The sequence below is a fragment of the Nocardioides sp. genome, from assembly GCF_050699375.1.
Lineage (GTDB): Bacteria > Actinomycetota > Actinomycetes > Propionibacteriales > Nocardioidaceae > Nocardioides.
Map to the genome: position 1 here is coordinate 1 of NZ_JBOHDN010000163.1, position 20,834 is coordinate 20,834.

Below are 20,834 nucleotides of genomic sequence, written 5' to 3' on the forward strand. Positions count from 1 at the left end.
GACCTGGTCACCTTCGGCAAGGTGATGGGTGGCGGCTTCCCGGCAGCGGCGTTCGGCGGCCGCGCCGACGTGATGAGCTCGCTGAGCCCCGACGGGCCGGTCTACCAGGCCGGCACGCTGTCGGGTAACCCCGTCGCGACCACCGCCGGCCTGACCACGCTGCGCCTGGCGACCGACGACGTCTATGACCACATCTCCAAGGCCGCCGCGGTGGTGCAGGAGGCGGTCGCGGAGAGCTTCACCAAGGCCGGTCTTCCGCACGTCATCCAGTCCACCGGCACGATGTTCTCGGTCTTCTTCACCGACAAGCCGGTGCGCGACTTCGAGGAGGCCAAGACCACCGACGAGGCGGCGTACAAGGCCTTCTTCCATGCCATGCTCGACCGCGGTGTCTACCTGCCGCCGAGCGCGTACGAGGCCTGGTTCCTCTCCTCCGCGCACGACGAGCGGGCAGTCTCCCAGATCACCGAGGCGCTTCCATACGCCGCGGAAGCTGCTGTAAAGGTGAAGGCATGAGTGTCGAGACCACAGTCCACCTGCTGCGTCACGGCGAGGTGCACAACCCCGACGGCATCCTCTACGGGCGCCGACCGGGGTACAACCTCTCCGAGCTCGGCCTGAAGATGGCCGAGCGGGTCGCCGACCAGATCGGCGGGCAGGACATCACCCACATCGTCTCCAGCCCGCTCGAGCGTGCGCAGCAGACCGCCGGCCCGCTGGCGAAGGCGCTCGGCGTCGAGATCTCGCTCGACGAGCGCGTGCTCGAGTCGGAGAACCTCTTCGTGGGCAAGAGCTTCAAGGACGGCCTGGGCCCCTTGAAGGACCCCAAGATGTGGCCGAAGCTGATCAACCCGCTCAAGCCGTCGTGGGGGGAGCCCTACCTGGAGATCGTGGCGCGGATGATGGCCGCGGTCTACGACGCCCGTGACGCGGCGCGCGGCCACGAGGCGGTCATCGTCTCCCACCAGCTGCCGATCTGGACGGCCCGGCTGAACATCGAGGGCCGCAGCTTCCTGCACGACCCGCGCAAGCGGCAGTGTGCGCTGTGCTCGCTGACCTCGCTGCACTTCGTCGACAACGAGTTCGTCGCGCTCTCCTACAGCGAGCCGGCCGGCGACATGCTGTCGGCGAAGGACAAGTACGCGCCGTTCTCGGCCGGCGACTCGGAAGAGAATTAACGGGGCTCTCAGGTTTGTCAGGAAGAGTCCGGTTCGTGCGTTACAGGTCTGGTGGTCTCGACAAGCTCGACCACCGATTCGGCATGCGTGCCTTTCTCGCGTTTGTGATGGTGGGGCTGCTCGCCGCCTGCGGGCAGAGCGGCACGAACGAGGCCGGCTACATCTCCGGCGACGGCCGCACCCAGGAGATCCCGGTAGCCGATCGTGAGGCGCCGGTCGAGCTCGTCGGCGAGACCCTCGACGGCAAGCCGTTCGACCTCGCCGACACACGTGGCAAGGTCACCGTGCTCAACGTGTGGTGGACCGGGTGCGCGCCGTGCCGCAAGGAGATGCCGATGCTCCAGGCGGCGTACGAGGAGCTGGGTGACGAGGTCGCCTTCGTGGGCATCAACACCCGCGACGCCTCGGCGGCGCAGGGTCAGGCCTTCGAGCGGCACTACGGCGTCGAATACCCCTCGGTCTACTCGCCCGACGGCGCCGCCGTCCTCGCGCTGAAGGGCTCGCTCGCGCCGCGGGCGATCCCGGCCACCGCGATCTTGGACACCGAGGGACGCGTGGCCGCGCTGATCCGCGGCGAGATCCCCTCGGCACGTACCCTCGACACCCTCATCACGGCAGCAGGCAAGGAATGACCGACTGGTTCGCGAGCACCGCCGGGAGCGGGTCGCTGCTGCTGGCCGTGCCGGTCGCGCTGCTGGCCGGGTTCCTCTCGTTCGTCTCGCCGTGCACGCTGCCGATGCTGCCGGGCTACCTCTCCTACGCCACCGGCCTGTCCGGCACAGACCTCGCCTCCGGTGACGTACGCCGCGGCCGCATGCTCGCGGGATCGCTGCTCTTCGTCGCCGGATTCTCGGTGGTCTTCGTGCTGCTGGGCATCACCGTGGGCGGGATCGCCTACAAGCTGCTCGCGTTCCAGGCGACGGGCACCAAGGTCCTCGGTGTGCTCTCGATCATCATGGGGATCGCGTTCATGGGCTTCATCCCGCTGCTGCAGCGCGACCTGAAGTTCCACAAGGTGCCGGCGGTCGGGCTGGCCGGGGCGCCGATCCTCGGCTTCCTCTTCGGGCTGGCCTGGACCCCGTGCACCGGACCGACCCTCGGCGTCATCACCGGCCTCGCCTGGGACCAGGGCACCGCCGCGCGCGGCGGCCTGCTCCTCGCCGTCTACGCCCTCGGGCTCGGCATCCCGTTCGTGCTCGTCGCGGTGATGTGGCGCCAGGCCACCGTCGCGCTGGGCTGGTTCCGCCGCCACACCCGCGCGATCACGATCATCGGCGGCGTGCTGATGATCCTGATCGGCATCGCCATGCTCACCGGCTGGTGGGACAACGGCGTCCAGTGGCTCCAGGTCCAGGTCGTCCAGCGTTGGGAGGGCATCGCACTGTGAGCACCTCGACCGACACGTCGGCTCCTGACCAGGGCGACCGCGTACGCCGCCCGGGCGAGCTCAACGCCCGCGAGCTGGCGCGCTGGGGCTGGCGTCAGCTGACCTCGATGCGTACGGCCCTGATCCTGCTGCTCCTGCTCGCGCTGGCCGCCGTCCCGGGGTCCCTGATCCCGCAGGACGGGGTCGACTCGCTCAAGGCCGACCAGTGGCGCGAGGCGCACACGACGCTGACGCCGATCTACGAGACGCTCGGCCTCTTCGACGTCTACTCCACGCCGTGGTTCGCGGCGATCTACCTGCTGCTGATGGTCTCCCTGGTGGGCTGCATCATCCCGCGCTGCCTGGTCTACGCGAAGGCCATGCGGGCTCAGCCGCCGGCGACCCCCGCCAGGCTGACCCGGCTGCCCGACTCCGCGTCGTACGTCACCGACGAGTCGCCCGAGGACGTGCTGGCGGCGGCGAGGAAGGCGCTGCGGGGGTATCGGATTCGGAAGAGCAGCGAGGACGACCCTTCGACAGGCTCGACCACCGGGGACTCCGTCTCGGCGGAGAAGGGCTATCTGCGCGAGGCCGGCAACCTGATCTTCCACATGTCGCTGATCATCGTGCTGGTCGCCTTCGCGACAGGGAGCCTGTTCGGCTACAAGGGCGGCGTGATCGTGCTGGTGGGGGAGGAGTACGGCTTCGCCAACGAGATGTCGCAGTACGACGACTTCAAGCCCGGCTCGCTCTTCGCACCCGAGGACCTCGACGACTTCAGCTTCAAGATCGACGACTTCAAGGCCGAGTGGCTGACCACCGGCGCGGGCGCCGGGACCGCGCGCGGGTTCGAGTCGAAGATCCGCTACACGGAGGGCTCCGACAAGGAGACGAGCTACAACCTGAAGGTCAACCACCCGCTGACCGTCGGCGGCACCGACGTCTTCCTGCTCGCGCACGGCTACGCACCGGTGATCACGGTCCGCGACGGCGAGGGCAACGTGGCCTACTCCGGCCCGACGGTCTTCCTCCCACAGAGCCAGAACCTACTCTCCTTCGGGGTCGTGAAGGCGCCGTACGCCTCGCCGGAGGAGATCGGCTTCCAGGGGCTGTTCTACCCGTTCGAGGGCACCGCCGACGGCGAGCCGGTCAACCTGACGGGCGACATCGGTGACGGGTCGCACGCGATGCTCTCGCTGCAGGGATTCCGCGGCGACCTCAACCTCGACGCCGGCCCGCAGTCGGTCTACTCGCTCGACACCTCCAAGGCCAGCATGATGTCTCCCGGTGACACGGGGAAGGCGTTCAACCTGCGGCTGGGGGACACCGCCGAGCTGCCCGACGGGCTCGGCACGGTCTCCTTCGACGACGTCCAGCAGTGGAACCGGGTGCAGATCTCGAAGTCGCCCGGCAAGGAGTGGGCGCTGCTCGGCGTCTCCCTGGCGCTGGCGGGGCTGCTCGGGTCGCTCTTCATCCGGTCGCGGCGGGTGTGGGTTCGCGCCCGCCGAGTCGATGGGGGCACACTGGTCGAGGTCGCCGCGCTCGACCGCTCCGGCGGTGGAGACAGCGCGACCGTCGTCGCCGGGCTTGTCGAGACATTGCAGGGCGCACGAGCTGCGGAACAACCGCAGACAGCACACGAGGAGAACCGATGACTGACCACACCTGGGGCGTTCTCAGCAACCAGGCCATCTCGGCCGCTGGGGTCGTCTACTTCCTGGCGCTGCTCTGCGCGCTGGTCGAGTGGTCGGCGTGGCTCTCGCGGGCCAAGACGTCCGTCGCGGAGAAGGAGCTCGTCGGTGCCGGTGCGGTTGCCGGGGAGACCGATGCTGGGACCGAGACCGCGACAGACCCTGCCGATGCCGTACGCGAGCAGCGGGCGGAGCTCTTCGGGCGCCTCAGCGTGCTGCTGACCGCCATCGCGGTGCTGTGCCACCTGGGGGCGCTGGTCGGACGCGGGATGGCCGCGGACCCCAACCGGGTGCCGTGGGGGAACATGTACGAGTTCACGATCTCCGGCTCGTTCGTGGTGGCCGCTGCGTACGTCGTCCTCTACCGCCGCCTCAAGCTGGCCTGGATGGCGCCGTGGGTGCTCGGGTTCACGCTGGTCGTGCTGATGCTGGCCGTCATCGGGCTCTATGAGCCCGTCGCTCCGCTGACCGAGGCGCTCAACTCCTACTGGCTCGTCATCCATGTCATCGCCGCCATCATCGCCACCGGTGGGTTCACGCTGGGTGGCATCGCCTCGGTGGCGTACCTGTTCAAGAAGCGGTTCCCCGACGCGGCCCTGCTGGCGCGGGTGCCCGAGCTCGACGTCCTCGACCGGATCTCCTACCGGATCCACGCCTTCGCGTTCCCGGTCTGGACCTTCGGGGTGCTGATCTCCGGGCCGATCTGGGCCCACGAGGCCTGGGGTTCCTACTGGAACTGGGACCCCAAGGAGGTCTGGGCGTTCATCACCTGGGTCGTCTACGCCGGCTATCTGCACGCCCGCGCCACCGCCGGTTGGAAGGGCAAGAAGGCCGCGATCGTGGCGCTGATCGGGCTGGCCACGCTGTGGTTCAACTTCATCGGCATCAACTACTTCTCCTCGACCTCGCAGCATTCGTACGCTGCGCCCGCGGCCCCGGCGGTTGTCGAGCTCACCGTCCCCGAGGGAGCCTCACGATGAAAGAGTTCTGGATCTACACCGGCCTGCGGCTGCTGTCCCTGGTCGCGACCTTCGGCATCGTGGCAGGCATCTGGTCCCTGATCACCGGCGAGGTCGACATCTTCTTCGCCGTGATCCTGGCCTTCGTGATCAGCGGCGCGCTGTCCTTCTTCGTGCTCGACCCGCAGCGTCGGGCCTTCGCCGAGAAGGTCGAGGCCCGGGCTTCGAAGGCGGTCCAGGCCGCCCGCGCCAAGGAGGATGCCGAGATCGACGCGGAGTCGGACGGCGAAGGCGATAGCCAGAAGGTGTCCTGACCGGTTAGATAGCGATCATGTCGATCGTTCACAAGGCAACCCTCAACCCGTCGAAGCCAGAGATCTTCGGCGCGTGGCTCGCCACCCAGACGTGGTGCGAGGGTGAGCTGACCAGGGTGATCGGCTCCTACCGGTTCGACGACCCGGCCGGGAGGGTCGGGATCGAGTGCGTGCTCCTCGAGGCCGGTGAGTCGGTCGTCCACCTGCCGGTCTCCTATCGCGCGGCGCCCCTCGAGGGTGCCGGGGACTTCCTGATGGCGACCACCGAACACTCGGTGCTGGGCACGCGCTACGTCTACGACGCCTGCGCCGACCCGGTTGCCGTCCACGCGCTCATGGCCGCCGCGCTCAGCGGCGCGACCCAGGAGTCGATGGACGTCTACGACGAGGGCCGTCTGGTCGAGCGCCGCGACGCCGTCGTCACCGCGACCGGCTCCGGCTCCTCCTCCCGCAACGCGCTGCCGCACCTCGGCGGTGTCACGATCCGCTCCCACGGCGCCGAGACCCACGTCGACGCGGGCAGCTTCGCGATCGTCGTCAAGCGCCTCGTCGACGGCTCGCCTGCCGACGGCGACGAGTCGATCGAGGTCTCCTGGCCCGGCGGGACCGGGTCGCTGGTGGGCGTACGTCACCGCTGACCAAGGGGCCTGGCGACTCTCGGTGGGCTCTCTGTGAGCTCGCTGTGCGGCGCCGGTAATCAACGGAGCCTCCTGTAAGAGATCGCGCACGTAGCAGGCGGCCCTACCCGCGCGATCTCTAAGTCACGAGTCGGAAACATCGTCGTTCCGCACTTGACGCATTCGGACGTGAAGGGGCAGCCTGTCCCAATGTGAGCGCTCACATCGTGATCTGACTCACCTGGAGACGGGTCCGTGCGCCGGTCTCCGACATCCCCCAGACGGCGGCGCGTAGGCCTACCCGGCGTGGCCGTAGACGAAATGGAGCAGGTAAGTGCGCAAGCTACTCACCACGATCACCGCGGCGGCGCTTGCGCTCGGCCTGGCGGCATGCGGCGGCGACGGCGGCAGCGACGGTGACAAGGGCACCGTCGGTGTGGCCATGCCGACCAAGTCTTCCGAGCGTTGGATCGCCGACGGCAACAACATCAAGAAGCAGCTCGAGGCGGAGGGCTACGACGTCGACCTGCAGTACGCCGAGGACGACATCCCGACCCAGGTCTCCCAGGTCGAGAACATGGTCACCAAGGGCGTCGACGTCCTGGTGGTCGCCGCGATCGACGGCACCGCGCTCGGCGAGGTGCTGGAGACCGCGGAGTCGCAGGACATCCCGATCATCAGCTACGACCGCCTCATCCGTAACACCAAGGCCGTCGACTACTACTCGACGTTCGACAACTACCAGGTCGGCGTACAGCAGGCCACCTCGCTCGTCGACGGCCTCAAGGCCAAGGGCAAGGGCCCCTACAACGTCGAGGTCTTCGGCGGTTCCCCCGACGACAACAACGCCACCTTCTTCTGGGACGGCGCCATGTCGGTGCTCGAGCCGCTGATCAAGTCCGGCGAGATCGTCATCCCCTCCGGCCAGACCGACTTCAAGCAGGCCGCGATCCTGCGCTGGGACCCCGCCACCGCGCAGAAGCGCATGGAGGACATCCTCACCAAGACGTACGCCTCGAAGAAGGTCCAGGGCGTGCTCTCGCCCTACGACGGTCTCTCGCTCGGCATCATCGCCGCGCTCAAGGGCAACGGCTACACCACCGCCGACCTTCCCGTCGTGACCGGCCAGGACGCCGAGGTGCAGTCCGTGAAGTCGATCAACGCCGGTGAGCAGTACTCCACGATCTTCAAGGACACCCGCGAGCTCGCCGAGGTGACCGTGGACATGATCGTCGCCGTCGGTGCGGGCGAGGAGCCCGAGGTCAACGACACCGAGACCTACGACAACGGCGAGAAGGTCGTGCCGTCCTACCTCCTCGACCCGGTCCCGGTGACCAAGGACGACGTGACCAAGGTCCTCGTCGACTCGAAGTACTACACCGCCGACGAGATCAAGTAGCGCCCGCGCGGCTGGGCCCGGCGAGTGCGCCGGGCCCAGCCGTCTGGATCCGCCCCTCGAGCACCGGTCAGCTCGCGGGCCGACAAGTCAGGAACGACATGACCCCTCGACAGGCTCAGGACGTCGCCTCACCGATCCTGGAGATGCGCGGCATCACCAAGGAGTTCCCCGGCGTCAAGGCGCTCGCCGACGTCAACCTCGTCGTCGACCGCGGTGACATCCACGCGATCTGCGGCGAGAACGGGGCCGGCAAGAGCACCTTGATGAAGGTGCTCAGCGGCGTCTACCCCCACGGCACGTACGCCGGCGACATCGTCTACGAGGGCGAGACCGCGAAGTTCGGCAACATCCGGCAGAGCGAGGCCGCCGGCATCGTGATCATCCACCAGGAGCTCGCCCTCATCCCCGAGCTCTCGATCGCGGAGAACATCTTCCTGGGCAACGAGACCGCCAAGCGCGGCATCATCGACTGGGGCCGCGCCAACCGTGACGCCATCGACCTGCTCGCTCGGGTCGGCCTGCGAGAGAACCCGCTGAGCCCGGTGAAGAACCTCGGCATCGGCAAGCAGCAGCTGGTCGAGATCGCCAAGGCGCTCTCGAAGGAGGTCAAGCTGCTCATCCTCGACGAGCCGACCGCCGCGCTCAACGACGACGACTCCCAGCACCTGCTTTCGCTCCTGGAGGGGCTGAAGGAGAAGGGGATCACCTCGATCATGATCAGCCACAAGCTGAACGAGATCGAGCAGATCGCCGACGAGATCACCATCCTCCGCGACGGACAGAGCATCGAGACGCTCTCGGTCTCCGCCGGGGGTGTCGACGAGGACCGGATCATCCGCGGGATGGTCGGCCGCGACCTGGAGAACCGCTTCCCCGACCACACCCCCGCCATCGGGGAAGTCCTCTTCGAGGTGCGCGACTGGACCGTCATGCACCCGCAGGACAGCCACCGTGAGGTCATCCGCGGTGCCAACCTGTCCGTGCGCGCCGGCGAGATCGTCGGCATCGCCGGGATGATGGGCGCGGGACGTACGGAGCTGGCTCGGTCGATCTTCGGGCGCTCCTACGGCTCCCGGACCTCCGGGTCGCTGACCCTGGACGGCGCAGAGCTGCACCTCAACACGGTCACCCAGGCGATCGACGCCGGCATCGCGTACGTCAGCGAGGACCGCAAGGGCCTCGGCCTCAACCTCATCGACGACATCAAGACGTCGGTCACCTCCGCGGCGCTGAAGAAGCTGCGCACCGGGCTCGTCGTCGACGAGCACAAAGAGGTCGTGGTCGCCGAGGGCTATCGCAAGAACCTCAACATCAAGGCGCCCTCGATCACCGCGGGGGTCGGCAAGCTCTCCGGGGGCAACCAGCAGAAGGTCGTGCTGTCCAAGTGGATGTACACCGACCCGAAGCTGCTGATCCTCGACGAGCCGACCCGCGGCATCGACGTCGGGGCCAAGTACGAGATCTACGGGATCATCCAGGAGCTCGCCGCCAGCGGTCGCGGCGTACTGGTGATCTCTTCCGAGCTGCCTGAGCTGCTCGGTCTGTGCGATCGCATCTACACGCTCGCCGAGGGCGTGATCACCCATGAGTTCGACCGCTCAGAGGCCACCCAGGAGTCCTTGATGCGTTATATGACCGCGGACGCGAGGAAGTAACCCGATGAACGCTCTTCTTTCAACCTTGCGCGGAAACGTCCGCCAGTACGGGATGATCATCGCCCTCGCGGCGATCGTCGTCCTCTTCCAGATCTCGACCGAGGGCGTGCTGCTCAAGCCGCTCAACGTCTCCAACCTGGTCGTCCAGAACGCCCAGATCCTGATCCTGGCCATCGGCATGGTGATCGTGATCGTGGCGCGGCACATCGACCTCTCGGTCGGCTCCGTGGCGGCCTTCGTCGGCGCCGCCTCGGCGATCATGATGACGCAGTACAGCGTGCCGTGGTGGCTGGCCGTCTTCCTCGGGCTGCTGCTCGGCACCGCGATCGGCGCCTGGCACGGGTTCTGGGTGGCGTACGTCGGGATCCCGGCATTCATCGTCACGCTCGCCTCGATGCTGCTCTTCCGCGGTCTGACCCTGGTCGTGCTCAAGGGCCGGACCGTCGGCGGTCTGCCCGAGCAGTTCAAGGACATCGGCAACGGCTTCCTGCCCGAGATCGGGCCGGACACCGGGCTGCACAACCTGACGCTGCTCCTCGCGGTGGCCGCGGTCGCCGTGCTGATCTTCCTCGAGGTTCGACGCCGGGCCGCTCAGGCTGCGTACAACTTCGACGTGCTGCCGTTTCCCCTGTTCGTGACGAAGCTGGTCCTGCTGACCGTCGTGATCATGTACTTCGCCTACCTGCTCGCCGACGCGCGCGGGCTGCCGGTCGTCGGCCTGATCCTGGCCGGGCTGATCGTGGCCTACACGTTCATCATGAACAAGACGGTCTTCGGACGGCACGTCTACGCGATCGGCGGCAACGTCGACGCCGCGACGATGTCCGGCGTCAACACCAAGCGCGTCGACTTCCTGGTCATGACGAACATGGGGCTGCTGGCGGGGCTCGCGGGTCTGGTCACGACCGCTCGTCTGACCGCGGCCAACCCCAAGGCCGGCGTCAACTTCGAGCTCGACGCGATCGCCGCCGCCTTCATCGGTGGCGCCGCCGTCACCGGCGGTGTCGGCACCGTCGTCGGCGCGATCATCGGTGGCCTGGTCATGGGTGTGCTCAACAACGGAATGTCGCTGCTCGGTGTCTCCATCGACTGGCAGCAGGCGATCAAGGGCCTGGTGCTCCTGCTCGCCGTCGCCTTCGACGTGTGGAACAAGCGCCGCACCGCCGGGTCCGGCGGAGCCGGCGCCGAAGCCGCCGAGCCCACCGCTCCGCCGCCCGACAAGCTAGCCGAGGAGATCGAGGCCATGGAGACGAACCGAGCGAGGTCGAGCGGCGAGCTTGCTCGTCCGCTCGTGCCGAGCGAGGGAGTGACCGCGCGAAGCGCGGAGGCCGAGCTGAGCGTGGAGAGCAACGACCCCCCGAAAACCTGATCCGCCCCCACAGGCCCCACCCCGCGGCCCCCGCCTCCTCCCGGGCGGGGGCCGCTGGGTTTCGGGGCCTGCAGCTCGTGTAACACGCTGTTCGTAGTACTACTCGCCCTATTGGAACGACCGGATAGTCCTACGAACGACGTGTTACACGCCCGACGGCGACCACCTCCGCCCGCCGGTGTTGAATAGCACCGTGGCAAACACCGCTCAGTGGCTCGAGGGAGCCCGTCCTCGTACGCTCCCAGCGGCGCTCGCGCCGGTCATCGCGGGGACGGGGGTGGCTGCGTACGCCGGCGGGATGGTCTGGTGGAAGGCGCTGCTCGCCCTCGTGGTGTCCCTGGCGCTGCAGGTCGCGGTCAACTACGCCAACGACTACTCGGACGGGATCCGGGGGACCGACGACGAGCGGGTGGGTCCGCTCCGGCTGACCGGATCGGGTCTCGCGACGCCGTCGGCGGTCAAGCGCGCCGCGTTCATCGCGTTCGGTGTCGCCGCGGTGGCGGGACTCGCGCTCGCGGTGACGTCGGCATGGTGGTTGGTCGTCGTGGGCCTGGTCTGCATGATCGCGGCCTGGTACTACACCGGCGGTTCGCACCCCTACGGCTACGCCGGCCTCGGCGAGGTCATGGTCTTCGTCTTCTTCGGGCTCGTCGCGGTCATCGGCACGACCTTCGTCCAGACCCGGACCTGGGAGTGGGGCGCGCTGTGGGCCGGGGTCGGCATCGGCGCCATCACCTCCGCGCTCCTCGTCGCCAACAACCTGCGCGACATCCCCGGCGACACCGAGTCCGGGAAGGTCACCCTCGCCGTCCGCCTCGGCGACGCCCGGACCCGTTGGCTCTACGCGGCCATGGTGGCCGTTGCCGCGGTCGCGGTCGTCCTGGTCGCGCTGACCACGTCGTGGTGGGCACTGCTGGGCCTCGGATTCGTCGTCGTCGCCGCCCAGGGCGTCCGCACGGTCCTCGACCGCGCCAACCTCGGCCCGCGCCTGATCCCCGCCCTCCAGCAGACCGGACTGGCCACCTTGGTGTGGGGCCTGCTGGTCGGCGTACCTCTGCTGTTCGTCTGAGTCCGCCCGAGCAGCTGTAACACGTCGTTCGTAGGACTGTCCGGTCGAACTGAACGGGCGAGTAGTACTACGAACGACGTGTTACAGCGGCGGCGCGCGGCATCACGCCGCCCTCGGCCGACGTACGCGGAATCGTTCCAGGTCTGAGATGTCGGTGCCGAAGGCGTGGCAGGTGGCGAGGTACTCCCGACCCAGGCGGCCCTTGAGATAGTCGCGGTTGCGGCCGAAGAGGTTGGTCCACTCGATCCGTGACATGCCGAGGTGGAAGCCGTGGGCCCAGTCCTGGCGTGTCTTCTCGTCGGCGAGGATCTCGTCGACCGACCGCAGCGCCAGGCCGCCATCCGCAGCGGACACATACTTGGCGCGGCCATCGAACTCGAAGAGGTGACGGCCCACCCGGAGGTCGAATCGAGCGGTACGTACGCCGTCCGAGATCTCGAACTGGGTCTCGATGTCGGAGAGCCCGAGCTCTTCGAGCACGTCGCGGGTGAGTGACTCGCCGATCGACTCGGCCCCTGCGTACGAAAGGTCGATGGCCTCCTGCGCCTGCCGGCGGTTGGGCCAGTGCCTCATCAGGTCGAGTACCTCCTGGAGCTCATCGAGTGGAACTCCCATCCGCCGGGCGGAGTCGACGGCGACGACACCGTAAGGGCGACCATGCTCGCGCGCGATGTCAACCGCGGTGCGGGCGAGGCCGAGGACCTCGAACCCGTTCACCTGCGCCACCTGATCGTCGAGGTAGGGCGCCAGGTGATGCTTCACGCCCCACTTGTTGTGGGAACCGACGACCGGTTTGCGAGTGACGTGAGTCTGGGGCCTCTTGGGGAGGAGGATCGGCATCTCGAGCTCGAGAGCAGCGGTGTCATGACTTCTTACGAACGGAACGGTGATGGCCGCGCATGCGGCCCGGTCACGAAGGCGTTGCCTGTCCGTGGGGAGGGTGATGCTCTGGACGTACGCACTCTCGGCATACACGCCGCGCCGCACGACCGTCCACACGCCACTCTTGACGTAGCCGTAGATCGTCTCGAGATCGAGGCCTGATGCGATCGCCTGATTGCGAGTGATGAGGCCATGGTTCGCAGCCATGGCCGCCTGAATACGTGGGTTCATGGACCCAGCCTGCGAGTCGCGACCGACACTTCACGATGCCTTCAAGGCGCTCTGTGGATAACTCCAACCCGAGGAGGGCCTGTGGACGGCAGGTGGCCCGGTGGATGGAGCCGATCCCGCTGTAACACGTCGTTCGTAGGACTATCCGGTCGAACTGAACGGGCGAGTAGTACTACGAACGACGTGTTACAGCGGCGCTGCGACCGGCTGACGGGTGAGGCGAAGGGACACGTCGACCCAACTGTCTTGACATCGAGGCAATCGCTGTCTCGCCATCGCGATGGCCGACGTCAATCAGTTGAGGGTGCTGCTGCTCAGTCCCCAAACCGGGCAGCGAACGAAAAAGGAGTCCATCACGCCGGTGCCTGTGCGCCGGCGTAGCTCGTGGCGGAGGGTCAGTTGGTCGAACCCTCGATGGTGCCGATCACACCACCGAAGACGTCCGTGGTGACGCCCCAGATGCCGCCGGCGATGGCCGAGATCGTGCTGGTCAGTCCTTGCGGATCGGTGAACAGCCAGAATCCGACGAACAGCGCGCCGATGACGATGAAGATCTTCTTCTTGTCCATGTGAGCTCGTCCTCCCGAGAAATCCGATTGAATAACGGTTAAATTCGCGAATCCGGACGCAAGCGCGCGATTTCCGCGAGGATGCACCGGGTTATAGATTCCCCGAAGTTAGCCTCCCCTCGCAAGATATCGTCAAAGGAGACCACTGGGCGGGACAACCGTCGGTGGGCGAGCCGGTGGGTGGCACGACAATCCAGACGCAGGCATGGTACGCGGGCACGCACGCCCGTGTCGTCAGGTGGAACGAGGTGCGCTGAGCCGGTCTGAGGACTACGCTCGTCTCACATGGCGGTGGCGTTTGTCCAAAATGTCGACGTCCGGGAGTTTGCGTCAGCGCGCGGGAGGGGCGAGGCGCCTCCGCCCACCGGTGCCGCATGGGGCTGCGCCGGTCGGGACAACCGAATACTTCCGGACGCATCCGGCAACCACACCTCACCTCGGGAAAGGGAGAAACAATGGCACCGCACCAGCTGATTCAGAGTACGACGCAGGCCGCCGAGTACGGCACCGGTGGCCTGGCCGACTGGATCACCGACAACATCATCACGCTCGTCGTGCTGATCCTCGGCGTCACCGTGCTGTGGGCTGCCCGCAGCGGCAACATCTCGAAGGCGGTCACGATCGTGGGCGGCCTGATCATCGGTCTCGGCGTCCTCGGCCTGGCCGTGGGCAACAACGCCACGGACCTCGGTCAGTGGATGGCTGGTCTCTTCAAGGGGTGAACCCGGTCCCGTTAGCGAATCCAGGGAGGGATCTCGGGGATGAGGCTGCCTGACGACGATGAGCTGTACGAGGTCGACCAGACCTATCTCGGTCCCCCTCGTCGCTACATCGGGGAGATGCGTTACCGCACCATCTTTCTTTTCCTGGTGATCGCGCCGTTGACGCTTGTGCTGCTGCGCAAGCTCGGCATGCCGGTCACCCTGCTCAGCATGGGGCTGTGGCTGATCGGCGCCTCCTACCTCTCGATGAAGGCCTCCGACTACATCAGCTCCGAGAGCTCGGCCGGCGCCTGGCTGATGACCTTCTGGCACGAGCTGTCCACGCCGCGCGTGGAGACGAGCGCTCAGTACGCCGGGGGCGTCGCTGTCGCCTTCCGGCACGCGTCGCGTCCGCGCGGCGGCTGGGCGAAGGCCATGCGCAGGTCCGCACGCCACTTCACCCCGCAAACAGCCGGCGTGACCCCGGCGCCGAGGATGCTGCAGGCGACGGTCGTCTCCTCGGCCCCGGCTGTCCAGACGCCCCCGGTCCGGGCGAAGGCGGCCCCCGTACGTCCCGTGATCGAGGCGAAGGTCGTCGAGGAGCCGCTCCCGGCATCCGTCCGCGAGAGCCAGGCTGTACGGCAACAACAGCAGGTCGGCGGCGTACGTCCGGGGAAGGGTGGCTGGTCGAGCCGTCCCACCTCGTCGCCGCGGGAGCCTCGCGACGTCCCGTGGAAAGGCGGCGCACCGTGGCAGGAGCGCAAGCAGCCCGAGCAGCCCGAGCAGCCCGAGCAGGCCACGCAGCCGCCGGCCGCTGCGGAGCCCGCGCCCGCGACAACAGAGCCCACCGCGCCTTCCGCACCGGTTGAGCAGGCTGCGCCCGCGGCACCACCGGCTGCCCCCGCAGAGCCGGCCCCCGCAGAGCCGACACCCGCAGAGCCGGCGCCCGCAGAGCCGACACCTCGGCCCGCACCCGCACCTCCGTCAGCCGCGACAGCGCCCGCGACTCCGCCGGCGCCGCCAACTCGGCCAGCGCCAACAGCCCCGCCACCTGCGGCCCCGCCAGCGTCTGCGGCACAGCCGGCGCCGGGCAACGGAGGTCTCGACAGGCTCGACCACCGGAGCGGCGCGGTCTCGGCAGCCTCGCAGGCCCCGCAGCCCGGCCCGAAGGTTGCCCGACTGCCGCTCGCGCAGGCGATCAGGCCAGCGGTGGTGATCGCGCCGGAGCCCGGGATCGACGAGGACGACTTCGACGATGAGCCCTCGGGGCGCACCCGTCCCAGGGAGAATCAGGACGAGCAGACGATGCCCGAGCAGCAGCGCCCGCAGAGTGTGGACGACTACCGCAAGCGCCTCGACGGCGACGACGCACCTACCGACGGAGGAACCGCATGAGGCGGCCGCGAACGGAGCGGGCCTACGGGCCGGGCTTCGAGAAGCCCAAGCCGGGACGCAAGAGCGTCTTCGGCAGGGGCGGCGACGACTCGAAGGGGGCCCGTGAGCCGAGAGGTGACAAGTGGGCGCTGGAGGAGGTGCGTGGTCACCTGACCTTCACCAGCGACCGCATCATCGCCTGGTATCTGGCCGAGCCCCAGACCTGGTCGTTCCGCGCTCACTCCGACCTGGAGGCGCTGATCACCGACCAGGCCAGCCAGCTCGCCGACCTGGTCGGCAACACGGTCCACGGCCGGGTCACCACCCGCCCCTATCCCGTACGCCACTGGGCGCACGCCGCGTTCGCCAACGCTCCCGACCCGCAGGCCGGGTTCGAGGAGATGATGGCGCGCAACCAGGCCCACATGGCTGCCCACAGCCAGGCCGACAAGCTCGTCTACTACGGCGTCGACCTCGGCAGGCGGGACGCGACGGTGCGGGCGCTGGCAAAGTTCTCCGCCGGCGCGGCCGAGCGGGAGATGTCCGCGATCAGCGAGCGCCTCGACACGGTCAACCGGGTGATGTCGCGACCGGGCTTCTCCGCGCGGCCGGCGGTCGGCCACGACATGGAGTGGATGATCGCGCGCTCGCTCTCGCTGGGCGCCAAGATCCCGGTGCCCGAGCCGGGCGAGGCGCAGCAGAACTTCCTCGACACCGACGACATGGCCGAATGGTTCGAGTCGGTCGCCTGGTCGGCCGAGCCGCTGGCTCCGACCGTGCAGGTCACCAGCAGCATCGGTGGTCGCCAGGAGACCAGCCACGTCTGCGTACTGACCGTCTCGAGGATCGGCGACATCGAGGTGCCGGAGACGCATGCGCCGTGGATGGCGAAGACCGACGCGCTCGGCTTCCCGTTGGAGTGGTCCTTCCGGGTCGAGCCACGCTCGCCCGAGGACGTGTCCCGGGAGATGTCCTCGCTGACCCGCCGCATCGACGGCCAGGTCAGCCACTGGTCCGAGGACCACGGCAAGCGGCCGCCCAAGCAGCTCACCCGCCAGGCCGGGCGCGCGGCCGACGTCGAGGACGAGATGCGCTCCGAGTTCACCGGGCTCTCCACACGTACGCGGGGGTGGTACCGCATCGCGGTCACCGGCCGCACCGAGGCGGAGGCGCTCGACAAGGCGCAGAAGGTCGTCGACCTCTACCGGCCGCAGATCAAGATCACCCGCCAGCTCGGGCAGTATCACCTGGCTCGGGAGTTCGTGCCCGGCGAGCCGCTGGCGAGCACCGCACACGCGCGGAAGTTCCCGGTCCTCAAGGTCGCTGCCGGGCTCCCGGCGGTCACCGCGGAGGTCGGCGACAAGCGCGGCTTCTACCTCGGCGAGACCTCCGCGATGGCGTCGCGGGCGGTGCTGATGGACCCGTGGTATCTGACCGAGGTGATGGAGCAGGCCGGCCTGATCCCGTTGGTCGGCACCCCGGGTTCGGGCAAGTCGACCCTGATGGGTGTCGTCATCTACATGTCGATCCTCAGCGGCGTCCACGGCGTCGCCATGGACCCGGCCGGACGACTGCAACGGCTGATGACGCTTCCCGAGATCGGTGGCGGCGTCTTCAACGGCCGCCAGGTGCCGGCCCGCGCCCGCAGCGTCGACGTCCTCGGTGGCCGCCCGGGAAGCCTGTCGCCGTACGCCGTGGTGCCCGACCCCAACCCCGGGCTGATCCGGGCGGAGGCGATGTCGGAGCACGAGTTCGCCGAGCGCCTCCACCGGGAGCGGTCGGCCGCCGTGCAGCAGCGCCGCGACCTGACCGTCGCCGTGCTCCGCGCCTGCCTCCCGGTCGGGCTGGCCAACAACGAGGAGGTGCTCAAGCGCATCCGCGCCCGCGTCATGGAGGCGCCGGCCGACCGTGGCGCCGACACCTCGACCATCGTGAAGATGCTCTTCGAGGGGGAGAGCGGTGACCAGGAGATCGCCCGCGAGCTGGCCGCCGCCCGAGAGCGCGAGCTCGGCCGCCTCTTCTTCGGCAACGACTTCCGTCAGAGCGACGAGGAGCTGAAGGGCACGCCGTTCACCTTCTACAACCTCAAGGGCCTCAACACCCCGCCCGAGCACGTGCCGCGCGAGGAGTGGAGCGCCGAGGAGCAGATGGCGCGCCCGATCATGACTCTCGCGGCCTGGTCCGCGCTGCACCTGATCTACCGCAGCGACCCCAACGAGCGGAAGCTGTTCGCGCTCGACGAGGCCCACGAGGTCACCCAGGCCTCCGGCGGCACGGGTCGTGCCCTCGTACACAAGCTGTCCAGCGACTCCCGCAAGAACAACTGCGCCGCGCTGGTCTCCACCCAGAACGCCTCCGCGATCCTGGGCTCCGACATCAACAACTTCGTCGGCGCGGCCTTCGTGGGACGTACGCAGGACGAGTCCGCCCAACGGGACGCGCTCAAGCTGCTCGGCAAGCCCGAGGGCCTGGGTTACGAGTCGATCCTGGCGCGGTTGTCACCGCGCACCAGGCGCGGCGACGAGCAGCTGGGCTACCGCGAGTTCATCTACCGCGACGGGCTCGGTGGCGACACCGGTCACGGCGGCATGGAGATCATCAAGGTCACTCTCAACCACCACCCGGGCCTGCAGGAGGCGCTCAACACGACCGCCGACCCCACTCGCCGGGTCAGCAGAGCACTCGGCGGCGAGCCGGTCGACCTCTCCAAGACTGACCTCTCCAAGACTGACCTTCCCGGGGATGGGATCGACTGATGTGGTCACGCTCCGCTCGTGAGAAGAGGACCGTCTCGAGACGGCTGCGGCGCCGGGGCGCTGCCCTCGTCGTACTCGTCCTGGCCCTGCTGTCTCTGGCGGGGCCGGCGGCTGCTGGTCCGAAGGGGATCGATATCCCGATCCCGTTCGATCCGACGGGTGGTCTCTCGGGTGTGAGCGATGCGTGCAACAACCTGGACGCGCCGATGCCGGCGTCTCCGTATGGGGATGGCAGCTTCATTGTTCGGATGACGGCGTTGGGGGCGGCGTCGAAGGCGGGCACGGAGCTGAATGATCCGGAGAAGGTCGACGATGATCTGGATCCGTTCCGGAACAAGGACGAGGTCTCGTTGGAGTCGGCCTATGGCACGAGTCCGCAGTGGTGGACCTATGACAATGGGTGTACGGGTCAGTTCGTCGCGGGTGCGGGGACCTCGATCGGGAACATCATGTTGGAGATCTCGGGGATTCTGCCGAACTGGTCGCATGCGTTGTTGAACGCGGTGATCGGGGAGAACTCGTTCCTGAAGGCGCTCGATGACCCGATCGTGGCGGCCTCGAAGGCGGTCACCGACGGGGTGTGGGCGCCGTGGGTGGGTGTGGTGTTGCTGTTGGTGGCGGCGACGGTGATGATCCGGGCGCGTGATGGCCGGTTCGCGCGGGCGGTCACGGCGGCGGGTTGGGCGTTGGGTGTGTTGGTGGTGACGTCGTGGCTGATCCAGTATCCGACGGAGTCGACGGAGCTGGTCGATGACGGGGTGCGGTCGGCGACGGGGATGATCGCGACCGGGTTCAACGACGGCCGGACGGTGCCCGGCGTCAACGACGACAAGTTCGGTGAGACCGATGCGGTCAAGGCTGTTGATGGTCAGATGGATGAGGTGGTGCGTTCGACGCAGTACCGGACCTGGCTCTCGGGGGCGTTCGGTGATCCGGACTCGGCGACGGCGAAGAAGTATGGGCCGCGGGTGTTCCGGTCGACGCATTTCTCCTGGCAGGAGTACGACACCTATCGCGAGGACCCCAACGGGGAGGGCAAGCAGGTCCTGGAGGCGAAGCAGGACGCGTTCAAGAAGCATGCCGAGGCGGTGAAGAAGTCTGATCCGGTGGCGTATGAGTACTTCAAGGGTGAGCACTGGTCGCAGCGGGCGACCACGGCGTTGGTGAATCTCGCGGTGGTCGTGGTGGTGTGTGGGTTCTTGTTGGTGGCGGGTCTGGCGATCTTGTTGTCGTTCGCGTTGATCCGGTTGATCGTGCCGTTCGCGCCGGCGGCGGGGGTGTTGTTCATGTTGGACCACACCCGGGATGCGGCGGTGGCGATGTTGAAGCGGGTGGTGGGTCCGTTGGTGATGGGCCCGATCTACTTCCTGGTCGCGTTGTTGTTGCTGCGGCTGGACTCGGCGATCTTGACCTCGTCGATGTGGTTCGTCCTCAAGCTGGGGCTGATCGCAGTGCTGACCGTGCTGGCCTGGCGACTCACCCGCCCGGCTGCGTACGGGATCCCGATCCCAGGAATGGGCCGGCTCACCTCGATGCTCTCTTCGTACGTCGGCGCCCGGACGGGCACCGAGGCCGGCGTCCGCGATGCCACCTCCGACCGCCCGACCGTCACCGGCGGCGGACCGGTGGGCACCGGCGGCGCGGTCTCCAACCCCGGAGGGGTCTACATGCCCGGCCACGAGCTGACCGGCGGCCGGCCGACGATGAGCGCCGAGCAGGTTCCCAACCAGGCGCCGGTGACGGCGGCCGCGGCATTGGGTGCCGGTGCGAGCCAGAACCGCCCGACGTACGCCCTGGAGTCCTCGATGAGCGGCAACGACGGCGAGCGCGTGGCCGGACAATGGTTCGACTCGCGCTCCACCGACCGCGACGAGGGGCCTTACCGCGATGCGCTGGCCCCCGGGCAGGGCAACGGCCAGAGCAACGGCCAGGGCAACGGCCAGAGCAACGGGCAGGTCTGGGGAGACCGCCCCGCGGCGCCGAACCCGGTGGACTACACCGCCGACTCCTACGCGGACCGAGAGCCCGAGGCCCCGCGGCAGACTCCGGTCGCCGAGGCCAACGTCGACTACGACGCGGACGGCAACCCGGTCTTCGTCATCTACTCGCCGAACGGGAACCGATCCGTGCCCGTCGACAACGGTTCGAACTGGTCCGAAGGAGGAGCGCGGTAGTGCGTTCGACGACGACGCGTGGTGTGCTGTGGGAGGTCATCGCGCCGGTGCTGAGGTGGCCCATGCGGTCGCCGTTCCGGTTCTTCTCGGTGGTTGTCGGCATCGTCTTCCTGGTCTGGGTCATCGCCCAGTGGAACGAAGCCCCCGAGGCGGAGCCCGCCACGCAGCCCGAGCGAGGAGCCCCCTCGGCCAGCGGAAGCGCATCCGCGGGTGCATCCGCGGCGCCGGTGCCGGACCCGGGCGCCGCCGCGACCAAGTTCGTCGCCGCATGGGCGCGGCCAGACCTCACCAACGACCAGTGGTGGGCCGGGATCAACGCCGCGCGGCCCGACGAGTCGCTGGCCCAGGCCCTGGGCACCACGGATCCGGCGACCGTGCCGGCCACCAAGGTCGTCGGAACGGCCAAGGTGCTCGAGCAGAACGGGTCGGAGGCACGCGCGGAGGTCACCACCGACGGACCCAAGGTCGTCGTGTACCTGACCCTGGTCGACAACGTCTGGTACGTCGCCAACATCCTCCCGGGCGGCTGA

General features: G+C 68.2%; 19 protein-coding genes. 17 read left to right on the plus strand and 2 right to left on the minus strand.

The genetic code is table 11. From position 1 onward, the window contains the following. From ACRDPS_RS12460 to ACRDPS_RS12515, 12 genes are all read left to right on the plus strand, one after another. On the plus strand, positions 1-516 hold a 516-nt coding region (locus ACRDPS_RS12460; RefSeq protein ID WP_431501956.1), incomplete at its 5' end, for an aminotransferase class III-fold pyridoxal phosphate-dependent enzyme. Continuing rightward, entirely contained in the window at positions 513-1,178 is a 666-nt protein-coding gene (locus ACRDPS_RS12465; RefSeq protein ID WP_431501957.1) for a histidine phosphatase family protein, read from the plus strand. The genes ACRDPS_RS12460 and ACRDPS_RS12465, both read left to right, overlap by 4 nt. Before the next feature lie 35 nt (positions 1,179-1,213). Next, positions 1,214-1,810, plus strand: coding sequence for a TlpA family protein disulfide reductase (locus ACRDPS_RS12470; protein WP_431501958.1), 597 nt, complete (start codon positions 1,214-1,216; stop codon positions 1,808-1,810). After that, positions 1,807-2,565, plus strand: a complete 759-nt coding sequence (locus ACRDPS_RS12475) for a cytochrome c biogenesis CcdA family protein (RefSeq protein ID WP_431501959.1) — start codon at positions 1,807-1,809, stop codon at positions 2,563-2,565. The genes ACRDPS_RS12470 and ACRDPS_RS12475 overlap by 4 nt, the downstream gene beginning before the upstream one ends. Further along, positions 2,562-4,199 carry a cytochrome c biogenesis protein ResB gene (resB, locus tag ACRDPS_RS12480; RefSeq protein ID WP_431501960.1) on the plus strand — a complete coding sequence of 546 codons (1,638 nt, stop codon included), beginning with the start codon at positions 2,562-2,564 and terminating at the stop codon, positions 4,197-4,199. The genes ACRDPS_RS12475 and resB overlap by 4 nt, the downstream gene beginning before the upstream one ends. After that, complete coding sequence (gene ccsB, locus ACRDPS_RS12485) at positions 4,196-5,215, plus strand: c-type cytochrome biogenesis protein CcsB (RefSeq protein ID WP_431501961.1); 1,020 nt, start codon at positions 4,196-4,198, stop codon at positions 5,213-5,215. Before resB ends, ccsB begins: the two co-directional genes overlap by 4 nt. Beyond that, entirely contained in the window at positions 5,212-5,508 is a 297-nt protein-coding gene (locus tag ACRDPS_RS12490) for a DUF4229 domain-containing protein (RefSeq protein ID WP_431501962.1), read from the plus strand. The genes ccsB and ACRDPS_RS12490 overlap by 4 nt, the downstream gene beginning before the upstream one ends. 17 nt (positions 5,509-5,525) lie before the next feature. Next, positions 5,526-6,146, plus strand: coding sequence for a maltokinase N-terminal cap-like domain-containing protein (locus ACRDPS_RS12495; RefSeq protein WP_431501963.1), 621 nt, complete (start codon positions 5,526-5,528; stop codon positions 6,144-6,146). A 313-nt stretch (positions 6,147-6,459) separates the two neighbouring features. Further along, positions 6,460-7,524 (plus strand): multiple monosaccharide ABC transporter substrate-binding protein, encoded by a 1,065-nt coding sequence (gene chvE, locus ACRDPS_RS12500; protein WP_431501964.1) that lies wholly within the window; start codon positions 6,460-6,462, stop codon positions 7,522-7,524. Positions 7,525-7,622: 98 nt separating this feature from the next. Continuing rightward, complete coding sequence (gene mmsA, locus ACRDPS_RS12505) at positions 7,623-9,179, plus strand: multiple monosaccharide ABC transporter ATP-binding protein (protein ID WP_431501965.1); 1,557 nt, start codon at positions 7,623-7,625, stop codon at positions 9,177-9,179. Positions 9,180-9,183: 4 nt separating this feature from the next. Continuing rightward, positions 9,184-10,548: a multiple monosaccharide ABC transporter permease gene (gene mmsB, locus ACRDPS_RS12510; protein WP_431501966.1), complete on the plus strand. Its 1,365-nt coding sequence runs from the start codon at positions 9,184-9,186 to the stop codon at positions 10,546-10,548. A gap of 193 nt (positions 10,549-10,741) precedes the next feature. After that, positions 10,742-11,617, plus strand: a complete 876-nt coding sequence (locus tag ACRDPS_RS12515) for a 1,4-dihydroxy-2-naphthoate polyprenyltransferase (RefSeq protein WP_431501967.1) — start codon at positions 10,742-10,744, stop codon at positions 11,615-11,617. 102 nt (positions 11,618-11,719) lie between these two features. On the opposite strand, the gene ACRDPS_RS12520 is transcribed toward ACRDPS_RS12515, so the two are convergent. Both ACRDPS_RS12520 and ACRDPS_RS12525 read right to left on the minus strand, forming a co-directional pair. After that, the gene (locus ACRDPS_RS12520) at positions 11,720-12,706 is read right to left on the minus strand and encodes a type IV toxin-antitoxin system AbiEi family antitoxin domain-containing protein (protein WP_431501968.1); all 987 of its coding nucleotides are present in this window, start codon (positions 12,704-12,706) and stop codon (positions 11,720-11,722) included. 419 nt (positions 12,707-13,125) lie between these two features. Then, complete coding sequence (locus tag ACRDPS_RS12525) at positions 13,126-13,299, minus strand: hypothetical protein (RefSeq protein WP_431501969.1); 174 nt, start codon at positions 13,297-13,299, stop codon at positions 13,126-13,128. Between the two features lie 455 nt (positions 13,300-13,754). Here ACRDPS_RS12525 and ACRDPS_RS12530 point away from each other — a divergent pair, with 455 nt between their 5' ends. The 5 genes from ACRDPS_RS12530 to ACRDPS_RS12550 all read left to right on the plus strand — a co-directional run bounded on the left by ACRDPS_RS12530 (position 13,755) and on the right by ACRDPS_RS12550 (position 20,834). Next, entirely contained in the window at positions 13,755-14,021 is a 267-nt protein-coding gene (locus ACRDPS_RS12530) for a hypothetical protein (RefSeq protein WP_431501970.1), read from the plus strand. Positions 14,022-14,060: 39 nt separating this feature from the next. Next, positions 14,061-15,395 carry a hypothetical protein gene (locus ACRDPS_RS12535; protein ID WP_431501971.1) on the plus strand — a complete coding sequence of 445 codons (1,335 nt, stop codon included), beginning with the start codon at positions 14,061-14,063 and terminating at the stop codon, positions 15,393-15,395. Next, entirely contained in the window at positions 15,392-18,130 is a 2,739-nt protein-coding gene (locus ACRDPS_RS12540; protein WP_431501972.1) for an ATP-binding protein, read from the plus strand. The genes ACRDPS_RS12535 and ACRDPS_RS12540 overlap by 4 nt, the downstream gene beginning before the upstream one ends. 248 nt (positions 18,131-18,378) lie before the next feature. Next, a complete protein-coding gene (locus ACRDPS_RS12545; protein ID WP_431501973.1) occupies positions 18,379-20,304 on the plus strand; it encodes a hypothetical protein in 1,926 nt (641 codons plus the stop codon). Further along, positions 20,304-20,834: a hypothetical protein gene (locus ACRDPS_RS12550; protein ID WP_431501974.1), complete on the plus strand. Its 531-nt coding sequence runs from the start codon at positions 20,304-20,306 to the stop codon at positions 20,832-20,834. The genes ACRDPS_RS12545 and ACRDPS_RS12550 overlap by 1 nt, the downstream gene beginning before the upstream one ends.